Origin of the sequence: Streptomyces sp. NPDC008086 (assembly GCF_042957325.1) — a bacterium.
In the GTDB taxonomy this organism is placed as follows: domain Bacteria; phylum Actinomycetota; class Actinomycetes; order Streptomycetales; family Streptomycetaceae; genus Streptomyces.
This window is the reverse complement of sequence record NZ_JBIBIA010000002.1, coordinates 56,670-70,915: the sequence shown is the minus strand read 5'-3', so window position 1 is coordinate 70,915 and position 14,246 is coordinate 56,670. Positions and strand designations below refer to the sequence as shown.

Sequence of the window (14,246 nt, the reverse complement as noted above, 5' to 3'; positions counted from 1 at the left end):
CCTCCAATCACCCGTCCGAGGGACCGTGAGCCATGGGTAGGCGTGCAATGCTCGGGGAACGGCCCGGTTCTGTCACCATCTACACACTCTGAGTGACCGACCTCGGGCTCACCCCCCGACAATTTCATGAAGGGAACCGGACATGGGTCCCCATCCTGCGGTCGCGGCGATACGCCTGGCGGTCCGCCGCGTCCTCCACGACATCCTCACCGAACACAGCAGCACCGCCGACGCCCCCGCGCCCGGCCGCCCGCGTGCGACCTCCCACGAGCTCGCGCACGCGGCGCCGCCCGCCGTGCTGTCCGCGCCCTCGCCCGGTGCCGCACCCGCCGCGCACGACACGGCGCTCGCACTCCCGTACGAGCTCCACGGCGCCACCCCGCAGGAACCCCCGCAGACCACCCCGCACGAGCGACCCCCCTCCCCGCTCGTGCTCGTGGCGTGCTCCGGCGGCGCCGACTCCATGGCCCTCGCCTCCGCCCTCGCCTTCGAGGCCCGCAAACTCGGCATCCGCGCCGGCGGCATCACCGTCGACCACGGTCTGCAGCCCGGCTCCGACCTGCGCGCCGAGGAAGTCGTCCTGCGCATGCGCGAACTCGGCCTCGAACCTGCCGAGTCCGTCGCCGTCACCGTCGGCCGCGCGGGCGGCCCCGAGGCCGCCGCCCGCGACGCCCGCTACGCAGCCCTCGACGCCGCCGCCACTCGCCACGGCGCCACCGCCGTCCTGCTCGGCCACACCCGCGACGACCAGGCCGAGACCGTCCTGCTCGGCCTCGCCCGAGGCTCCGGCATCCGCTCCCTGTCCGGAATGGCCGCGGTCTCGGGGGCCGGCGGCCGTTACCGCCGCCCCTTCCTCGGACTCGACCGGCAGACCGCTCGCAAGGCCTGCATGGTCCAGTCCCTGCCGGTCTGGGACGACCCCCACAACGCCGACCCCGCGTACACCCGCTCGAGGCTGCGCCAGGAGGGCCTGCCCGCCCTGGAGAAGGCACTCGGCAAGGGCGTCGTCGAAGCCCTCGCCCGGACGGCCCAGCTCTCCCGCGACGACGCCGACGCCCTCGACTCCTGGGCCCGCCAGGCCGAGGCCGCCGTACGCGACTCGGCCGGCCTCCTGGAGTGCGCCAAGCTCTACGCGCTCCCGCCCGCCGTACGCCGCCGGATCCTGCGCCGCGCCGCCATCGAGGCCGGGGCACCCGCCGGTGCGCTGTTCGCCCGCCACATCGAGGAAGTCGACCGCCTCATCACCGGCTGGCGCGGCCAGGGGGCCATCAATCTCCCCGGCAAAGTCGTCGCCCAGCGGCAGGGTGGCAGACTGGTGATTCGGCAAGGCTGAAACCGGACCTCCCACCGGCCCCCTCCAGCGGGGTCGCGTGAGCGGCCGGACCGGCCGGTGGGACGACCGAAAGTGATGCGGGTGGACGCGAAAGACATGGGTGCCGACCTCCAAGAGGTACTCATCACCAAGGAAGAGATCGACGCCAAGCTGGTCGAGCTGGCCGCGAAGATCGACGCGGAGTACGCGGGCAAGGACCTGCTCATCGTCGGCGTCCTCAAGGGCGCGGTGATGGTCATGGCGGACCTCGCCCGGGCGCTGTCCACCCCCGTCACCATGGACTGGATGGCGGTGTCGTCGTACGGCGCCGGCACCCAGTCCTCCGGGGTCGTGCGGATCCTCAAGGACCTCGACACCGACATCAAGGGCCGGCACGTCCTGATCGTCGAGGACATCATCGACTCCGGCCTGACCCTGTCCTGGCTGATCAACAACCTCGGCTCCCGCGAGCCCGCCTCCCTGAAGGTGTGCACGCTGCTGCGCAAGCCGGACGCCGCGAAGGTCGCCATCGACGTGGAGTGGGTCGGCTTCGACATCCCCAACGAGTTCGTCGTCGGCTACGGCCTCGACTACGCCGAGAAGTACCGCAACCTCCCGTTCGTCGGTACGCTCGCGCCCCACGTCTACGGAGGCTGAGCCCGCCGGTCCGGGCAACCGGACCCGAAGGGCCCAAGCACGTACGAAGATCGGGAACCCCTGCGGGCCCCGCGCCGTTGGAGCATGCAGACGGGCTTGCCAGCCCTCCCGTGCGGCTACGGTCGACGAAGCTGGGGTACCGTCAGAAGAACTGTCTTATCAAACTCACTATGGCAGGAGGGACGGGGCGGCACCGCTCCGTATGGATGGACGTGAAGCGATACTTCCGTGGGCCGGTCATGTGGATCGTGCTGGCCGTCCTTGCCGTGGTCGTGTTGATGCAGGTCGTCGGCTCGTCCGGCGGCTACAAGACGGTGGACACCGGCCAGGTCGTTCAGGCGATCAATGAGAACAAGGTCGAGTCGGTCAAACTGACCACCGGCGACGAACAGATCGTCAAGGCGCAGCTCAAGGACGGCGAAAAGGTCGAGGGCGCCACCAAGATCCAGGCGAGCTACATCGGCGACCAGGGCGTCGACATCGCCAACACGCTGCAGAACAAGTACCAGCAGAAGCAGATCCCCGACGGCTACACGGTCTCGCCGTCGAAGCAGAACCCGTTCGTCGGCATCCTGCTCTCCCTGCTGCCGTTCGTTCTCATCGTGGTCGTGTTCCTGTTCCTGATGAACCAGATGCAGGGCGGCGGCTCCCGGGTCATGAACTTCGGGAAGTCCAAGGCCAAGCTCATCACCAAGGACACCCCGAAGACGACGTTCTCGGACGTCGCCGGCTCGGACGAGGCCGTCGAGGAGCTCCAGGAGATCAAGGAGTTCCTCCAGGAACCGGCGAAGTTCCAGGCCGTCGGTGCCAAGATCCCCAAGGGCGTACTGCTCTACGGGCCTCCCGGCACCGGCAAGACGCTCCTCGCGCGCGCCGTCGCCGGCGAGGCGGGCGTCCCCTTCTACTCGATCTCCGGTTCCGACTTCGTCGAGATGTTCGTCGGTGTCGGTGCCTCCCGAGTCCGAGACCTGTTCGAGCAGGCCAAGGCGAACGCCCCGGCGATCGTCTTCGTCGACGAGATCGACGCGGTCGGCCGCCACCGCGGCGCCGGCCTCGGCGGCGGCCACGACGAGCGCGAGCAGACCCTGAACCAGCTGCTCGTCGAGATGGACGGCTTCGACGTGAAGGGCGGCGTGATCCTCATCGCCGCCACGAACCGCCCCGACATCCTCGACCCGGCCCTCCTGCGCCCCGGCCGCTTCGACCGCCAGATCGCGGTCGACCGCCCGGACATGCAGGGCCGTCTGGAGATCCTCAAGGTCCACCAGAAGGGCAAGCCGGTCGCCCCGGACGTCGACCTGTCGGCGGTCGCCCGCCGCACGCCGGGCTTCACCGGCGCGGACCTGAGCAACGTCCTCAACGAGGCCGCGCTGCTCACGGCCCGCTCGGACAAGAAGCTCATCGACAACCAGATGCTGGACGAGGCCATCGACCGCGTCGTGGCGGGCCCGCAGAAGCGGACCCGGATCATGTCGGACAAGGAGAAGAAGATCACCGCGTACCACGAGGGCGGACACGCCCTGGTCGCGGCGGCCTCACCGAACTCCGACCCGGTCCACAAGATCACGATCCTCTCCAGAGGCCGTGCTCTCGGCTACACGATGGTCCTGCCGGACGAGGACAAGTACTCCACGACCCGCAACGAGATGCTGGACCAGCTCGCCTACATGCTGGGCGGCCGCGCGGCCGAGGAGCTCGTCTTCCACGACCCGACCACGGGCGCCGCGAACGACATCGAGAAGGCCACGACCACGGCCCGCGCGATGGTCACGCAGTACGGCATGACCGAGCGACTCGGCGCCATCAAGTTCGGCGGCGACAACACCGAGCCGTTCCTCGGCCGTGAGATGGCTCACCAGCGCGACTACTCGGAAGAGGTCGCCGCGCTGGTGGACGAGGAAGTCAAGAAGCTCATCGAGAACGCGCACAACGAGGCCTGGGAGATCCTGGTCGAGAACCGCGACGTCCTCGACAACCTCGTCCTGCAGCTGCTGGAGAAGGAGACGCTGGGCAAGGAGGAGATCGCCGAGATCTTCGCCCCGATCGTCAAGCGTCCGCCGCGTCCCGCCTGGACCGGCTCCTCCCGCCGCACGCCGTCCACCCGTCCGCCGGTGCTCTCCCCGAAGGAGCTCGCACTGACGAACGGCGCCAACGGCGCGACACCGGCGATCTCCACCGCCAAGTCCACGCTCACGGACCCCGCCCCGGCGGCCGAGCCGGCCCCCGAGGACCGACCCGAGAGCTGACGCCAGGCCCTGGTGCCTCCACCAGGCCCGGAATGGATGCCGCGCCCCCCAGGTTTTAGCCTGGGGGGCGCGGTATTTTCGTATGCCCGCAGTTCAGACGCGTGACCCACACGCGCCACCCGCGATGGAACGAGGCACCACATGACCGACCCCGTGACGCTGGACGGCGAGGGCAGCATCGGAGAGTTCGACGAGAAGCGCGCCGAGAACGCCGTGCGTGAGCTGCTGATCGCGGTCGGGGAGGATCCCGATCGGGAGGGGTTGAAGGAGACGCCGGCTCGGGTGGCGCGGGCTTATCGGGAGCTTCTGGCGGGACATACGCAGCAGCCCGAGGATGTCCTGACGACTACGTTCGATATCGGGCATGACGAGATGGTGCTGGTCAAAGATATTGAAATCGTATCTTTGTGCGAGCATCACATGTTGCCATTCCATGGTGTAGCTCACATTGGGTACATTCCGGCTGAAAGTGGCAAGATCACAGGGTTGTCGAAGCTTGCCCGGCTTGTTGAGGTGTTCGCCCGCCGTCTGCAGGTGCAGGAACGGCTCACCACGCAGGTTGCCGACTCCCTCATGAAGATTCTCGAGGCCCGGGGTGTGATCGTCGTCATCGAGGCCGAGCACATGTGCATGTCGGTGCGCGGGATCCGTAAGCCGGGTGCCAAGACCACGACATCCGCGGTGCGTGGGCAGCTTCGGGACGCTACGACCCGGGCCGAGGCAATGAGCCTGATACTGGCGCGCTGACCCGATTGTCAGTGGTGCCCGATACCGTCCTTGATCAGTGGAGTTGATCGCTGATCAAGGGGGGGGACCCCGTGGGGTTTGGGCTGCCCAGCAAGCAGACGGTGAATGCGGTCGGCGGGCGCCTGCCGGCGCGAAGCGTCCAGGTGGGCGCTCGGCTCTGGACGTTGGACGCGGATCGCACGGCTCAGACGACCGTCACCGAGGTGGTGGCGGTCAAGGTCCGCGAGGTCGCGGAGATCGTGACCGATCACGTCACGTTCACTGTGGCTCCGGACCAGCTGTTGGGTACGCCCGATGGGTGGGTACATGCCAGAGACGCTGAGGGAACCGTTCTCGCCTGGACTCACGCCCGCAAGCTGTGCCGCGAGCGGTTGACAGTCAAACCGGGCTATGAATTCGGTTACCTGCTCGGGGCCAATTGCTCGGACGGGACAGTCGGCAGGAACTACGTATCGCTGGTGGTGAACGACCAGGAGTTCGCCTCGCGCTTCGCAGCGTGTCTGACCGCTGCAACCGGGTTGCCCGCCCGCCTGGAAGCAGTCACGCGCCCTTCCGGCTACCTTCAACGAGACGCGCCGGGGTTCCGAGTACGTGTCGTCTCCTCGTACTTGGCTGACCTGATGAGGCAATACGTGGGTGGGGACGCGCATCACATGCGGCAGCGCTTTCCTCGGGTCGTTCTTCGGGACAGAGAGACGTTCGAGGGGTTTCTCGACGGGTACACGGACGGTGACGGATTCCGTCCGAAGAACTACCGCGCCCGCCTGCTGGTCAGCTCCAATCAGACGTTCCTGTCTGAGCTGGCACAGGTGGTGGGGGCCAAGTTCACACCTCGGGGCAAGGGGCTGGCCTCGCACTTGGTCGTGGCCGACAGTTGGCCGTTGCGAGGAACGTTCAAGCCTGAGAAGCATCGGCTGGGACTCGTCGAGTCGACGTGGGTCGAGGTGCGGGAGGTACGACTACGCAGGGCCGGGAGCGCGAAGCCGTTCACCCTGTACAGCTATCGGCTGGAGCCCTACCCGAATTTCCTGGTGAACGGCCACCTTCTCCGCCAGCCCTGGTGAACTCGGCGCCGTCAGACCGTCGGCGCCGTCCCCGCGCCATTGTGCTCGTCGTCCTCCGGGAGCTTGCACACGCGCTCCAGGAACATCGCTGCCGCTATCACGCCGATGCCCGCCAGGACGGAGAAGCCGGCGTAGATGGCCTGATCGCGGCGGGCCGGGATGTCGAGGGACTCCAGGAGGAAGACGCCGGTGCCGCCGTACATGCCGGCGACGAGGGCGGCGACCAGGGCGCTGGCGTGGCCGAAGACGACCGCGCGGGCGGCCATCAGGGGGTCGACGCCCTTGGCCTCGGGGCGGCGTTCGCGCTGGGCCTTGAGGCGGGCGCGGATCGACAGGGCCGTGGCCAGCAGGACCACGGCGATGACCGCCAGGACGATGGGGGCGGCCAGGGGGACGCTGGGCAGGGTCCCGACCGAGTTCCACAGGCGGGCGCCCGCCCAGGACAGGACGCCGGCGACGACGAACACGCCGGCCAGCATCCTGATGCGCAGCTCTCTCACGGTGTCCCTTCAGCTCCCCCGGGTCCCCACGGAGTGTGGGGTCGTCCTGACCTTAACGACTATTCGGGGAGCTGGAGTTCCAGGTCCTTGCGTGGGGTGACGCCGTCCCGGGTGACGACGGCGAGCAGGTCGGCGACCGTGCCGACGCCGGGCAGTTGGGCCTCGGGCTCCAGGTCGTGCCAGGGGGCGAGGACGAAGGCCCGTTCGTGGGCGCGGGGATGGGGGAGCGTCAGGGTGGGGTCGTCGGAGACGACGTCGGCGTAGGAGACGATGTCGACGTCGAGGGTGCGTGCGCCCCAGCGCTCGTCCCGTACGCGGTGGAAGGCCTCCTCGACCGCGTGCGCCCGCTCCAGCAGCGAGGACGGGGGGAGGGTGGTCTTGAGGACCACGATCGCGTTGAAGTAGGAGGGCTGGGTGCCCGGCTCGACGCCCCAGGGCTCCGTCTCGTACACGGGGGAGACGCCCTTGACGCGCACGCCAGGGGTGTCCTCCAGGGCGTCGATGGCGCCCTGCAGGGTCTCCAGGCGGTTGCCGAGGTTGGCGCCGAGGGAGATCACGGCCCGTTTCGGGTTGTGGAGGGTGGTGTCGGCGGCGTCGACCTGCTCGACGACGGAGGCGGGTACCGGCTGTACGGTCGGGTCGCTGGGGCCCTTGATGAAGGGTGCAGTCATACTCGGCTCCGGGTGATGGTGACGGTCACGTCGTCGAAGGGGACCGTGATCGGCGCGTTCGGCTTGTGGACGCGGACCTCGACCTCTTGGACCCCTTCGTGCTTCAGACAGGCCTGGGCGATGCGCTCGGCGAGCGTCTCGATGAGGTTGACCGGTTCGCCCTCGACGACGGCCACGACCTCCTCCGCCACGACGCCGTAGTGCACGGTCTTCGTCAGGTCGTCGTCGGCGGCGGCCGGTCGGGTGTCCAGGCCCAGGACGAGGTCCACGACGAAGGTCTGGCCCTTCTCGCGCTCCTCGGGGAACACGCCGTGGTACCCGCGGGCCTTCAGGCCGCTCAGCGCGACACGATCCACGCGAATCACTCCTGCAATCGTCGGTGAGGCCGGTCGATGCCGTGTGCGGGCGGCACACCGGCCTCGAACGAATCTACCTGCGGGCACTGACAGGGCCGGGCCACGGGGGCGTGGGTCCGGGCCGGGGCCGGAGGATTCATCGCGTGTTTCCCCTGGGGAACCCGGCGCCTCATGGGTTGGTAGCCGCGCCTACCCGCGCAGGCGTGATTCCAACCACTCGTTGGTCCCGGCGGGGTCTCGCGGGGACCCTTGCGGGTGGCTCCCGCGCGTCGGCCCTCGCGTCGTCCCTGTGGGTCGCCTACCCACTCAGGACGGGGTGGCGTCGTCCTCGGCCTCGTCGTTTTCGGCCAGAACCGGTGAGGCGTGGTGCGACCAGAGCTTCCAGCCGTCGGGTGTGCGCCGGAACACGTTCGTGGCGACGACGAGCTGGCCCACGAGTGGCCCGAGCTCCCCGTCGCCGTCGGGTGCGGGGCCGCCGCTGAGGATGTTCTCGGTGCAGTTGACCAGGGCGGTGTCGCCGGTGACGGAGACGTGTACGTCGGTGAGGAAGAACTGGATGTAGTCGGTGTTCGCCATGATCAGCGCGTACGAGCGCAGGACCTCGCCGCGTCCGGTGAGCACCGGCCAGCCGGGGTGCACGCAGGAGATCACGCCGGCGTCGGCCGGGTCGTGGTACGTCTCGTCGATGCCGAGGTCGGACGGGGTGAGCCAGAGCGAGGAGAGCTCCTCGAAGTCGCCGCGCTCCAGTGCCTCGTAGAAGGCGGTGTTGGCGGCCTCGACCTGCTCCACGTCGGTGTGGGGGGCGCTCACCGGGCTCCTTCCGCGGTGTCCGCGCCGGGCGTGTTCTCGGGCGTGCGCGCCTCTTCGACGGCGCGGGCGACGCGCACGGCGTCCGCCGTGGCGCGCACCTCGTGCACGCGCACCGCCCACGCGCCGGCGTGCGCGGCGAGCGCCGACACGGCGGCCGTGGCGGCGTCGCGCTCGCGGGCGGGCGGCGGCGCGCCCTGCGGTCCGGCGAGGACACGGCCGAGGAACCGCTTGCGGGAGGCGGCGACGAGCAGGGGGTGGCCGAGGGTGAGGAGGCGGTCGAGGTGGGCGAGGAGGACGAGGTCGTGCTCGGCGTCCTTGGAGAAGCCGAGTCCGGGGTCGACGACGACGCGGTCGGGGGCGACGCCGCCGGCCAGGACGGCCTCCACGCGTGCGTGCAGTTCGTCGACGACCTCGGCGACGACGTCGGCGTAGGCGCCCTTGACGTTGCCGCCCTCCAGGAAGCCGCGCCAGTGCATGACGACGAAGGGGGCGCCGGCGTCCGCGACGACCGGGATCATCGCGGGGTCGGCGAGGCCGCCGCTGACGTCGTTGACGAGGGCGGCGCCGGCGGCGAGGGCCTGCTCGGCGACGGAGGCGCGCATGGTGTCGACGGAGATGGTGACGCCCTCGGCGGCGAGGCCGCGGACGACGGGGACGACCCGGCGCAGTTCCTCGTCCTCGTCGACCCGGGTGGCGCCGGGGCGGGTGGACTCGCCGCCGACGTCGACCAGGTCGGCACCCTCCTCGACCAGGGCGAGGCCGTGCTTGACGGCGGAGGTCGTGTCGAACCAGCGGCCGCCGTCGGAGAAGGAGTCGGGGGTCACGTTGACGACTCCCATGACCGCGCACCGGTCCCACTGCGGAAGGCCCGTGACGCGCCCGCGTCCGCTCTGCTTGCTCATAGGTTCAGCGTAGGCGCTCCGCCGGGAGGGCCGGGCGCTCCCCTGCAGGTGCCGGAACAGGTCGGCGGGCGGCTGCGGGCCCGTTGTGGCTGGCCGCGCCCACGCGGTGGAGCCGCGCATCGGACCCCGTCCCGCGCCCCTTGGGGCACTGCCGAACCGTCTGCCGCTATGCCGCCTGGACGTCCCGCTCTGCCGCCCGGTGCGCGCACGGCCGCGGGGCGGTCGTACGGCGGCGCAGGAAGCGCGGCAGGGCCAGGTTCACGAAGCCTTCCGCCTGCATGGCGGCGAAGCCGAGGCGGGGCAGGTCGGCGGAGGCCCGGTAGACCACGAAGCGGGGCTCCCAGCGGGGCCGGAACTTGGCGTTGAACTTGTACAGGGACTCGATCTGGAACCAGCGGGACAGGAAGACCAGCAGGCCTCGCCAGGCGCGCAGCACCGGCCCGGCACCGATCTTCTCGCCGCGGGCCAGGGCCGAGCGGAACATGGCGAAGTTGAGGGACACGCGCGCGATGCCGAACTTCGGGGCGGCCTGGAGAGCGGCCACGATGAGCAGTTCGTTCATGCCGGGGTCGGCGGAGCGGTCGCGGCGCATCAGGTCCAGGGAGACCCCGTCGGTGCCCCAGGGCACGAAGTGGAGGATCGCCTTGAGGTCGCCGTACGGCCCCGGCTCCTCGTCGGCCCACCCGTCGCCCACCACCGCCCTACCTGAGGCGCTTCGCGCCGCCCCTTCAATTCTGTGGGCGGTGGCGATCAGGCAGTCGCCGTCGGTGGGGTCGCCGATGCGGCCGAGCGCCATGGAGAAGCCGCGCTCGGTGTCGGTGCCGCGCCAGTCGTCGGCGGCCTGCCGGATGCGCTCCAGCTCGGTCTCGCCGAGGTCACGGACGCGCCGTACCCGGGTCTCGTAACCGGCGCGCTCGATGCGCTTGACCATCTGACGTACGTTGCGCATCGCGCGGCCGGTGAGCGAGAAATCCGGGACGTCCACCACCGCCTCGTCGCCCAGTTCGAGGGCGTCGAGCCCGGTCTCGCGGGTCCACACCTCGGCGCCGGTCTCGGAGCAGCCCATGACGGCCGGGGTCCAGGAGTGGGCGCGGGCCTCGTCCATGAAGCGCTCGATGGCGCCGGGCCAGGCCTCGACGTCGCCGATCGGGTCGCCGCTGGCGAGCATCACGCCGGAGACGACGCGGTAGGTCACGGCCGCCTTGCCGCTGGGGGAGAAGACGACGGCCTTGTCGCGGCGGAGCGCGAAGTGGCCGAGGGAGTCGCGGGCGCCGTGCTTCTCCAGCAGGGCGCGCAGGCGTGCCTCGTCGTCCTCGGTGAGGCGTGCGGCGGGGTGTTCGGGGCGGAAGGCGAGGTAGATCGTGGTGACCGCGGTGATCCAGCCGAGGGCGCCGAGGGAGAAGGCGACCGTCCAGGAGGTGTTGCCCTGGTAGTCGACGGGGCCCTCGAAGCCGAACAGGCCGTACAGGACGTGCGTGATGCGGTCGGCCAGGCTCGGGTCGCCGACCAGGGTGTTCGGGTGGGCGCTGACGATGATCAGGCCGAGGGCGAGCGAACCGGCGCCCATGAGGATGAAGTTGGCGAGCGCCCGCCACCTGCTGCGCGGGTCGGGCAGGGCCCTGAACTGGTCGCGGTGGATCAGCAGGGGGGCCAGCAGCGCCAGCGAGATGAGGACGCCCACCACGGAGTGGCGGTACGTGAACTGCGCCACGGCGCCGGCCGGGAGCAGGACGACGGCGGCCCGCCAGGCCCGCCGCTTGCCCCGCTTGAGGCCGTGGGCGAGCAGGAGCAGCAGCACACCGGCGCTCAGCGACAGCGCGGCCGCGAACGGGCCCGTCGAGCCCGGCAGCACCTCGGCGATGGCGTGCATACGGCTGTGCCGGAACCGCGGGAAGACGCCCGCGGCGATGTCCAGCAGCCCCACCAGGGCGCAGGCCCTGCCGACGAGGACCGGAACGGCCTCCGGGCGCGGGCCGCGGAGCAGATGCCGTACTCGGCCCGGCAGGTGCCCTGCCTGGCTTGATCGTTGGGGAACCCCACCCGACATTTCCACATCTGTCCTGACAGACATCGCATCCCATTAGTTCTGCGAGAGACCTTGGATCCGGTGCCCGATTGGGGCATCCGGCGACATTGCGCCCTCTAGGACGGTGTCTCGAGGGGAGAGGTTCACTCGGCTCCCCAAAACCGTTTCAAAGGCCAAGGAAAGTCCGGGGCAAGCCCTTGCGAAGGAGCGGGGGAGGCAGCGCGGGGGAAGCGTGGGACCGGGCGGAAAGCGCGAACAGGTAACCATCGATGGGTCTCACGAGCGACAAGGTGCTGGTGCTGGCGGTACTGGCCGCCCTAGGGCTGTTCGTCGGCACGGTCTGGCTGTGGCCACGGCTGGCCCGGCGCGGCTGGCGGGCCGTGAGCGGCCGCGTAGGCCTGCTCCTGTCCACACAGTTGATGCTTTTCACGGCGGTCGGTCTCGCCGCCAACCAGGCCTTCGGCTTCTACGCCACCTGGGCCGACCTGTTCGGGCAGGAGAAGGGCCAGGGCGTGGTGGTGGACCACACGCCGGCCGGCGGGCCGCTGAAGGTCGTGGACACCCGGCGGGTTCCGGGGGCGGCCAGTGAACGGCCGCAGTTGGGCGGACAGATCCAGAAGATCGCCGTCGTGGGCCGTACGACACACATCGCCACGCCCGCGTTCGTCTATCTGCCGCCCGAGTACTTCCAGCCGAGGTACCGCACCCGTACGTTCCCGGCGGCGGTCGTGCTGACCGGGTATCCCGGGACGGCCCAGGCGCTGGTGGACAAACTCGACTATCCGCGTACGGCCGCGCGGCTCGCCGAGGACGGCCGTATGCAGCCGATGATCCTCGTGATGCTGCGGCCGACCGTGGCGCCGCCCAGGGACACGGAGTGCGTGGACATTCCGGGCGGCCCGCAGACCGAGACGTTCTTCGCCAAGGACCTGCCCGATGCCGTGAGCGGCCAGTACAGGGTGACCCGCGGGCAGGGCGGTTGGGGCATCATCGGCGACTCCACGGGCGGCTACTGCGCGCTGAAGCTCGCCATGCACCACCCGCGCGTGTACGCCGCCGGGGCGGGCCTTTCCGCCTACTACAACGCGCCGAGCGACCCCACCACCGGCGATCTCTTCCACGGCGACAAGGAACTGCGCAATCGCGCGAACCTGTGGTGGTACCTCAAGCACATGCCGGCTCCGGACACTTCACTGCTTGTCAGCAGCAGCAAGGTTGGAGAATCCAACTACAAGGCCACGTTGAAGTTCATTGAACGCGTGAAGGCCACGAAGCTGACGCGGATCTCGTCGATCATCCTCGAAAGCGGAGGGCACAACTTCAACACCTGGCGGCGCGAGATTCCGGGGACGCTGGAGTGGATGAGCGGGCGGCTGGGCGGCAGGTGACCCGGCCCGCGAGGCTTTTTGATCTTGGTTCTTGGTCAATTCGGTGACAGATCTGATTCCTGATGCCGGATGAACGACTCGGGATGGCTGTGTTTTTACGGGGCGGGGCGCCAAGATTCGCCTACGCGCGGTAAGTTTCTGGCCATGCCACGTGGACGTCACCGTCATTCACCGCCCTTGCACAGGCTGCTGCCCCCGTCGGCGATAGCAGGCGTATCCATCGTCTGTGCCCTTGCGCCGTGGGTGTTCACCGAGCCCCTGGTGCTGCGCGGCCTGGCCGCGGCCGCCGCGGCGACGGCGGTCGTCGGCGCGGTCGTCATGCGTCGCTGGGACACGCAGGCGGGCAAGCAGGTCGCCGACCTCACGCGCGCGCGTGCGAGCGACGAGTGGCGGCACGAGGAGCGGGTCGCGGAGCTGGAGAGCGACCTCGACGAGTCGCGCGAGCTGCGTGTGAAGCTGGAGCAGCGGCTGCGGGCCAAGCGGACGGAACTCGCCGGGCTGCGCAACGAGCACGCGTCGCTGCTGCGCCGGTACGCCACCGCGGAGACCGAGCGGGCGAGCGTCCTGGAGGAGCGCCGGGTCCTGGAGATAGAGGCGGCCACACCCGCGCGCGCGTTGCCGCCGGTTCCGGTCGCCGCGAAGGCTTCCGCCGAGCCGGTGGAGGAGAAGGCGGACGCCGCCGAGACGACCGAGGTCACCGAGAACGCGGAGGCCGCCGCAGAGGTCCCCGAGAACGCCGAGGACAAGGCGGTGGCTCCCGCGGTCTTCTCCCCGGAGGGGTCCCGGCTGTTCCTGCGGGCCAAGGAGGCGCTGGCGCGGTTCGACGACGAGGCTCCGGTGGCCCCGGAGGGGGACGGCGCCGAGCAGGAGGGCGCAGAGCAGGCCGCCGAGTCCTCGAAGGAGCCGGAGGGCTCGAACGCCCCCAAGGACGCGAACGCCCCCGAGGACGCGAAGAGCGCGAAGGACGAGTTCCCGAAGGACGACCCGCCGAAGAACGACCCCCCGAAGGGCGACGCCCGCTCCGACGGCGAGTCCGTGAAGGCCGGTTCGGGCGCCGCCGAGGCCCGCGCCACCGAGTCCGCCGATTCCGGCGAGTCCGCGAAGGAACCCGCACTGGAGGACGACGCCCAGGGGAAGCCCGAGGCGGTCGACGGGCACGAGCGCGCGGCCGCCGTCACCCCGGCAGGAGCCCTCACCCCGGCCGCCCAGCCCGCCCTGCCCGCGGCCCAGCAGCCGTCGGGGCACTTCATCGCGCCGACCGCCGTGGCCGTCGTACCGGCGACGCCCGCACGGCGTCCGGCGGTCGAGGGCGACTTCGACTTCTTCGGTACGAAGAAGGGGGCCGCGCCCTCCGCGCTGGAGTCCGTCCAGAACGAGGACCTCGCCGACGTCGTCGGCCAGGAGGCCCTCGCGGTCCACAAGGCCGAGTCCGAGGCGGAGTTCAAGCCGGCCGACGAGGAGGCCCGGGGCATCGGCCAGGTCATCGACCTGACGGCGCACGACGAGACGGAACAGATCGACGTGCAGGGGCTGCGCAGCGCGGTCTCCTGACGCGACCGGGCCCGCG

The 14,246-nt window shown here is 70.2% G+C and carries 13 protein-coding genes; 7 read left to right on the top strand and 6 right to left on the bottom strand.

The window, feature by feature from the left end:
* Nucleotides 1-142: 142 nt before the first annotated feature.
* The 5 genes from tilS (at nt 143) to ACFZBP_RS06245 (ending at nt 6,026) form a co-directional block, all read left to right on the top strand.
* Entirely contained in the window at nt 143-1,333 is a 1,191-nt protein-coding gene (tilS, locus tag ACFZBP_RS06265) for a tRNA lysidine(34) synthetase TilS (RefSeq protein WP_391410497.1), read from the top strand.
* A gap of 75 nt (nt 1,334-1,408) precedes the next feature.
* A complete protein-coding gene (gene hpt / locus ACFZBP_RS06260; RefSeq protein WP_062723367.1) occupies nt 1,409-1,969 on the top strand; it encodes a hypoxanthine phosphoribosyltransferase in 561 nt (186 codons plus the stop codon).
* Nucleotides 1,970-2,175: 206 nt separating this feature from the next.
* Entirely contained in the window at nt 2,176-4,215 is a 2,040-nt protein-coding gene (gene ftsH, locus ACFZBP_RS06255) for an ATP-dependent zinc metalloprotease FtsH (RefSeq protein ID WP_383449512.1), read from the top strand.
* A 141-nt stretch (nt 4,216-4,356) separates the two neighbouring features.
* Nucleotides 4,357-4,962, top strand: coding sequence for a GTP cyclohydrolase I FolE (gene folE / locus ACFZBP_RS06250; RefSeq protein WP_391410495.1), 606 nt, complete (start codon nt 4,357-4,359; stop codon nt 4,960-4,962).
* A gap of 71 nt (nt 4,963-5,033) precedes the next feature.
* Entirely contained in the window at nt 5,034-6,026 is a 993-nt protein-coding gene (locus tag ACFZBP_RS06245) for a hypothetical protein (RefSeq protein ID WP_391410493.1), read from the top strand.
* 11 nt (nt 6,027-6,037) lie between these two features.
* Here the strand turns inward: ACFZBP_RS06245 and ACFZBP_RS06240 are convergent, their stop codons facing one another.
* The 6 genes from ACFZBP_RS06240 to ACFZBP_RS06215 form a co-directional block, all read right to left on the bottom strand.
* Nucleotides 6,038-6,526 (bottom strand): DUF3180 domain-containing protein, encoded by a 489-nt coding sequence (locus tag ACFZBP_RS06240; protein ID WP_383449514.1) that lies wholly within the window; start codon nt 6,524-6,526, stop codon nt 6,038-6,040.
* 59 nt (nt 6,527-6,585) lie between these two features.
* A complete protein-coding gene (gene folK / locus ACFZBP_RS06235) occupies nt 6,586-7,197 on the bottom strand; it encodes a 2-amino-4-hydroxy-6-hydroxymethyldihydropteridine diphosphokinase (protein ID WP_391410491.1) in 612 nt (203 codons plus the stop codon).
* On the bottom strand, nt 7,194-7,553 hold the full coding sequence (gene folB, locus ACFZBP_RS06230) for a dihydroneopterin aldolase (RefSeq protein WP_383449516.1): 360 nt from the start codon (nt 7,551-7,553) through the stop codon (nt 7,194-7,196). The genes folK and folB overlap by 4 nt, the downstream gene beginning before the upstream one ends.
* Before the next feature lie 306 nt (nt 7,554-7,859).
* Nucleotides 7,860-8,363 (bottom strand): nuclear transport factor 2 family protein, encoded by a 504-nt coding sequence (locus ACFZBP_RS06225; protein ID WP_383449517.1) that lies wholly within the window; start codon nt 8,361-8,363, stop codon nt 7,860-7,862.
* A complete protein-coding gene (folP, locus tag ACFZBP_RS06220; RefSeq protein WP_391410488.1) occupies nt 8,360-9,265 on the bottom strand; it encodes a dihydropteroate synthase in 906 nt (301 codons plus the stop codon). The genes ACFZBP_RS06225 and folP overlap by 4 nt, the downstream gene beginning before the upstream one ends.
* Before the next feature lie 166 nt (nt 9,266-9,431).
* Nucleotides 9,432-11,312, bottom strand: a complete 1,881-nt coding sequence (locus ACFZBP_RS06215) for a phosphatidylglycerol lysyltransferase domain-containing protein (RefSeq protein WP_383449519.1) — start codon at nt 11,310-11,312, stop codon at nt 9,432-9,434.
* A gap of 248 nt (nt 11,313-11,560) precedes the next feature.
* Here ACFZBP_RS06215 and ACFZBP_RS06210 point away from each other — a divergent pair, with 248 nt between their 5' ends.
* Both ACFZBP_RS06210 and ACFZBP_RS06205 read left to right on the top strand, forming a co-directional pair.
* On the top strand, nt 11,561-12,679 hold the full coding sequence (locus ACFZBP_RS06210; protein ID WP_383449520.1) for an alpha/beta hydrolase: 1,119 nt from the start codon (nt 11,561-11,563) through the stop codon (nt 12,677-12,679).
* A 144-nt stretch (nt 12,680-12,823) separates the two neighbouring features.
* On the top strand, nt 12,824-14,230 hold the full coding sequence (locus ACFZBP_RS06205) for a hypothetical protein (RefSeq protein WP_391410485.1): 1,407 nt from the start codon (nt 12,824-12,826) through the stop codon (nt 14,228-14,230).
* Nucleotides 14,231-14,246 lie beyond the last annotated feature (16 nt).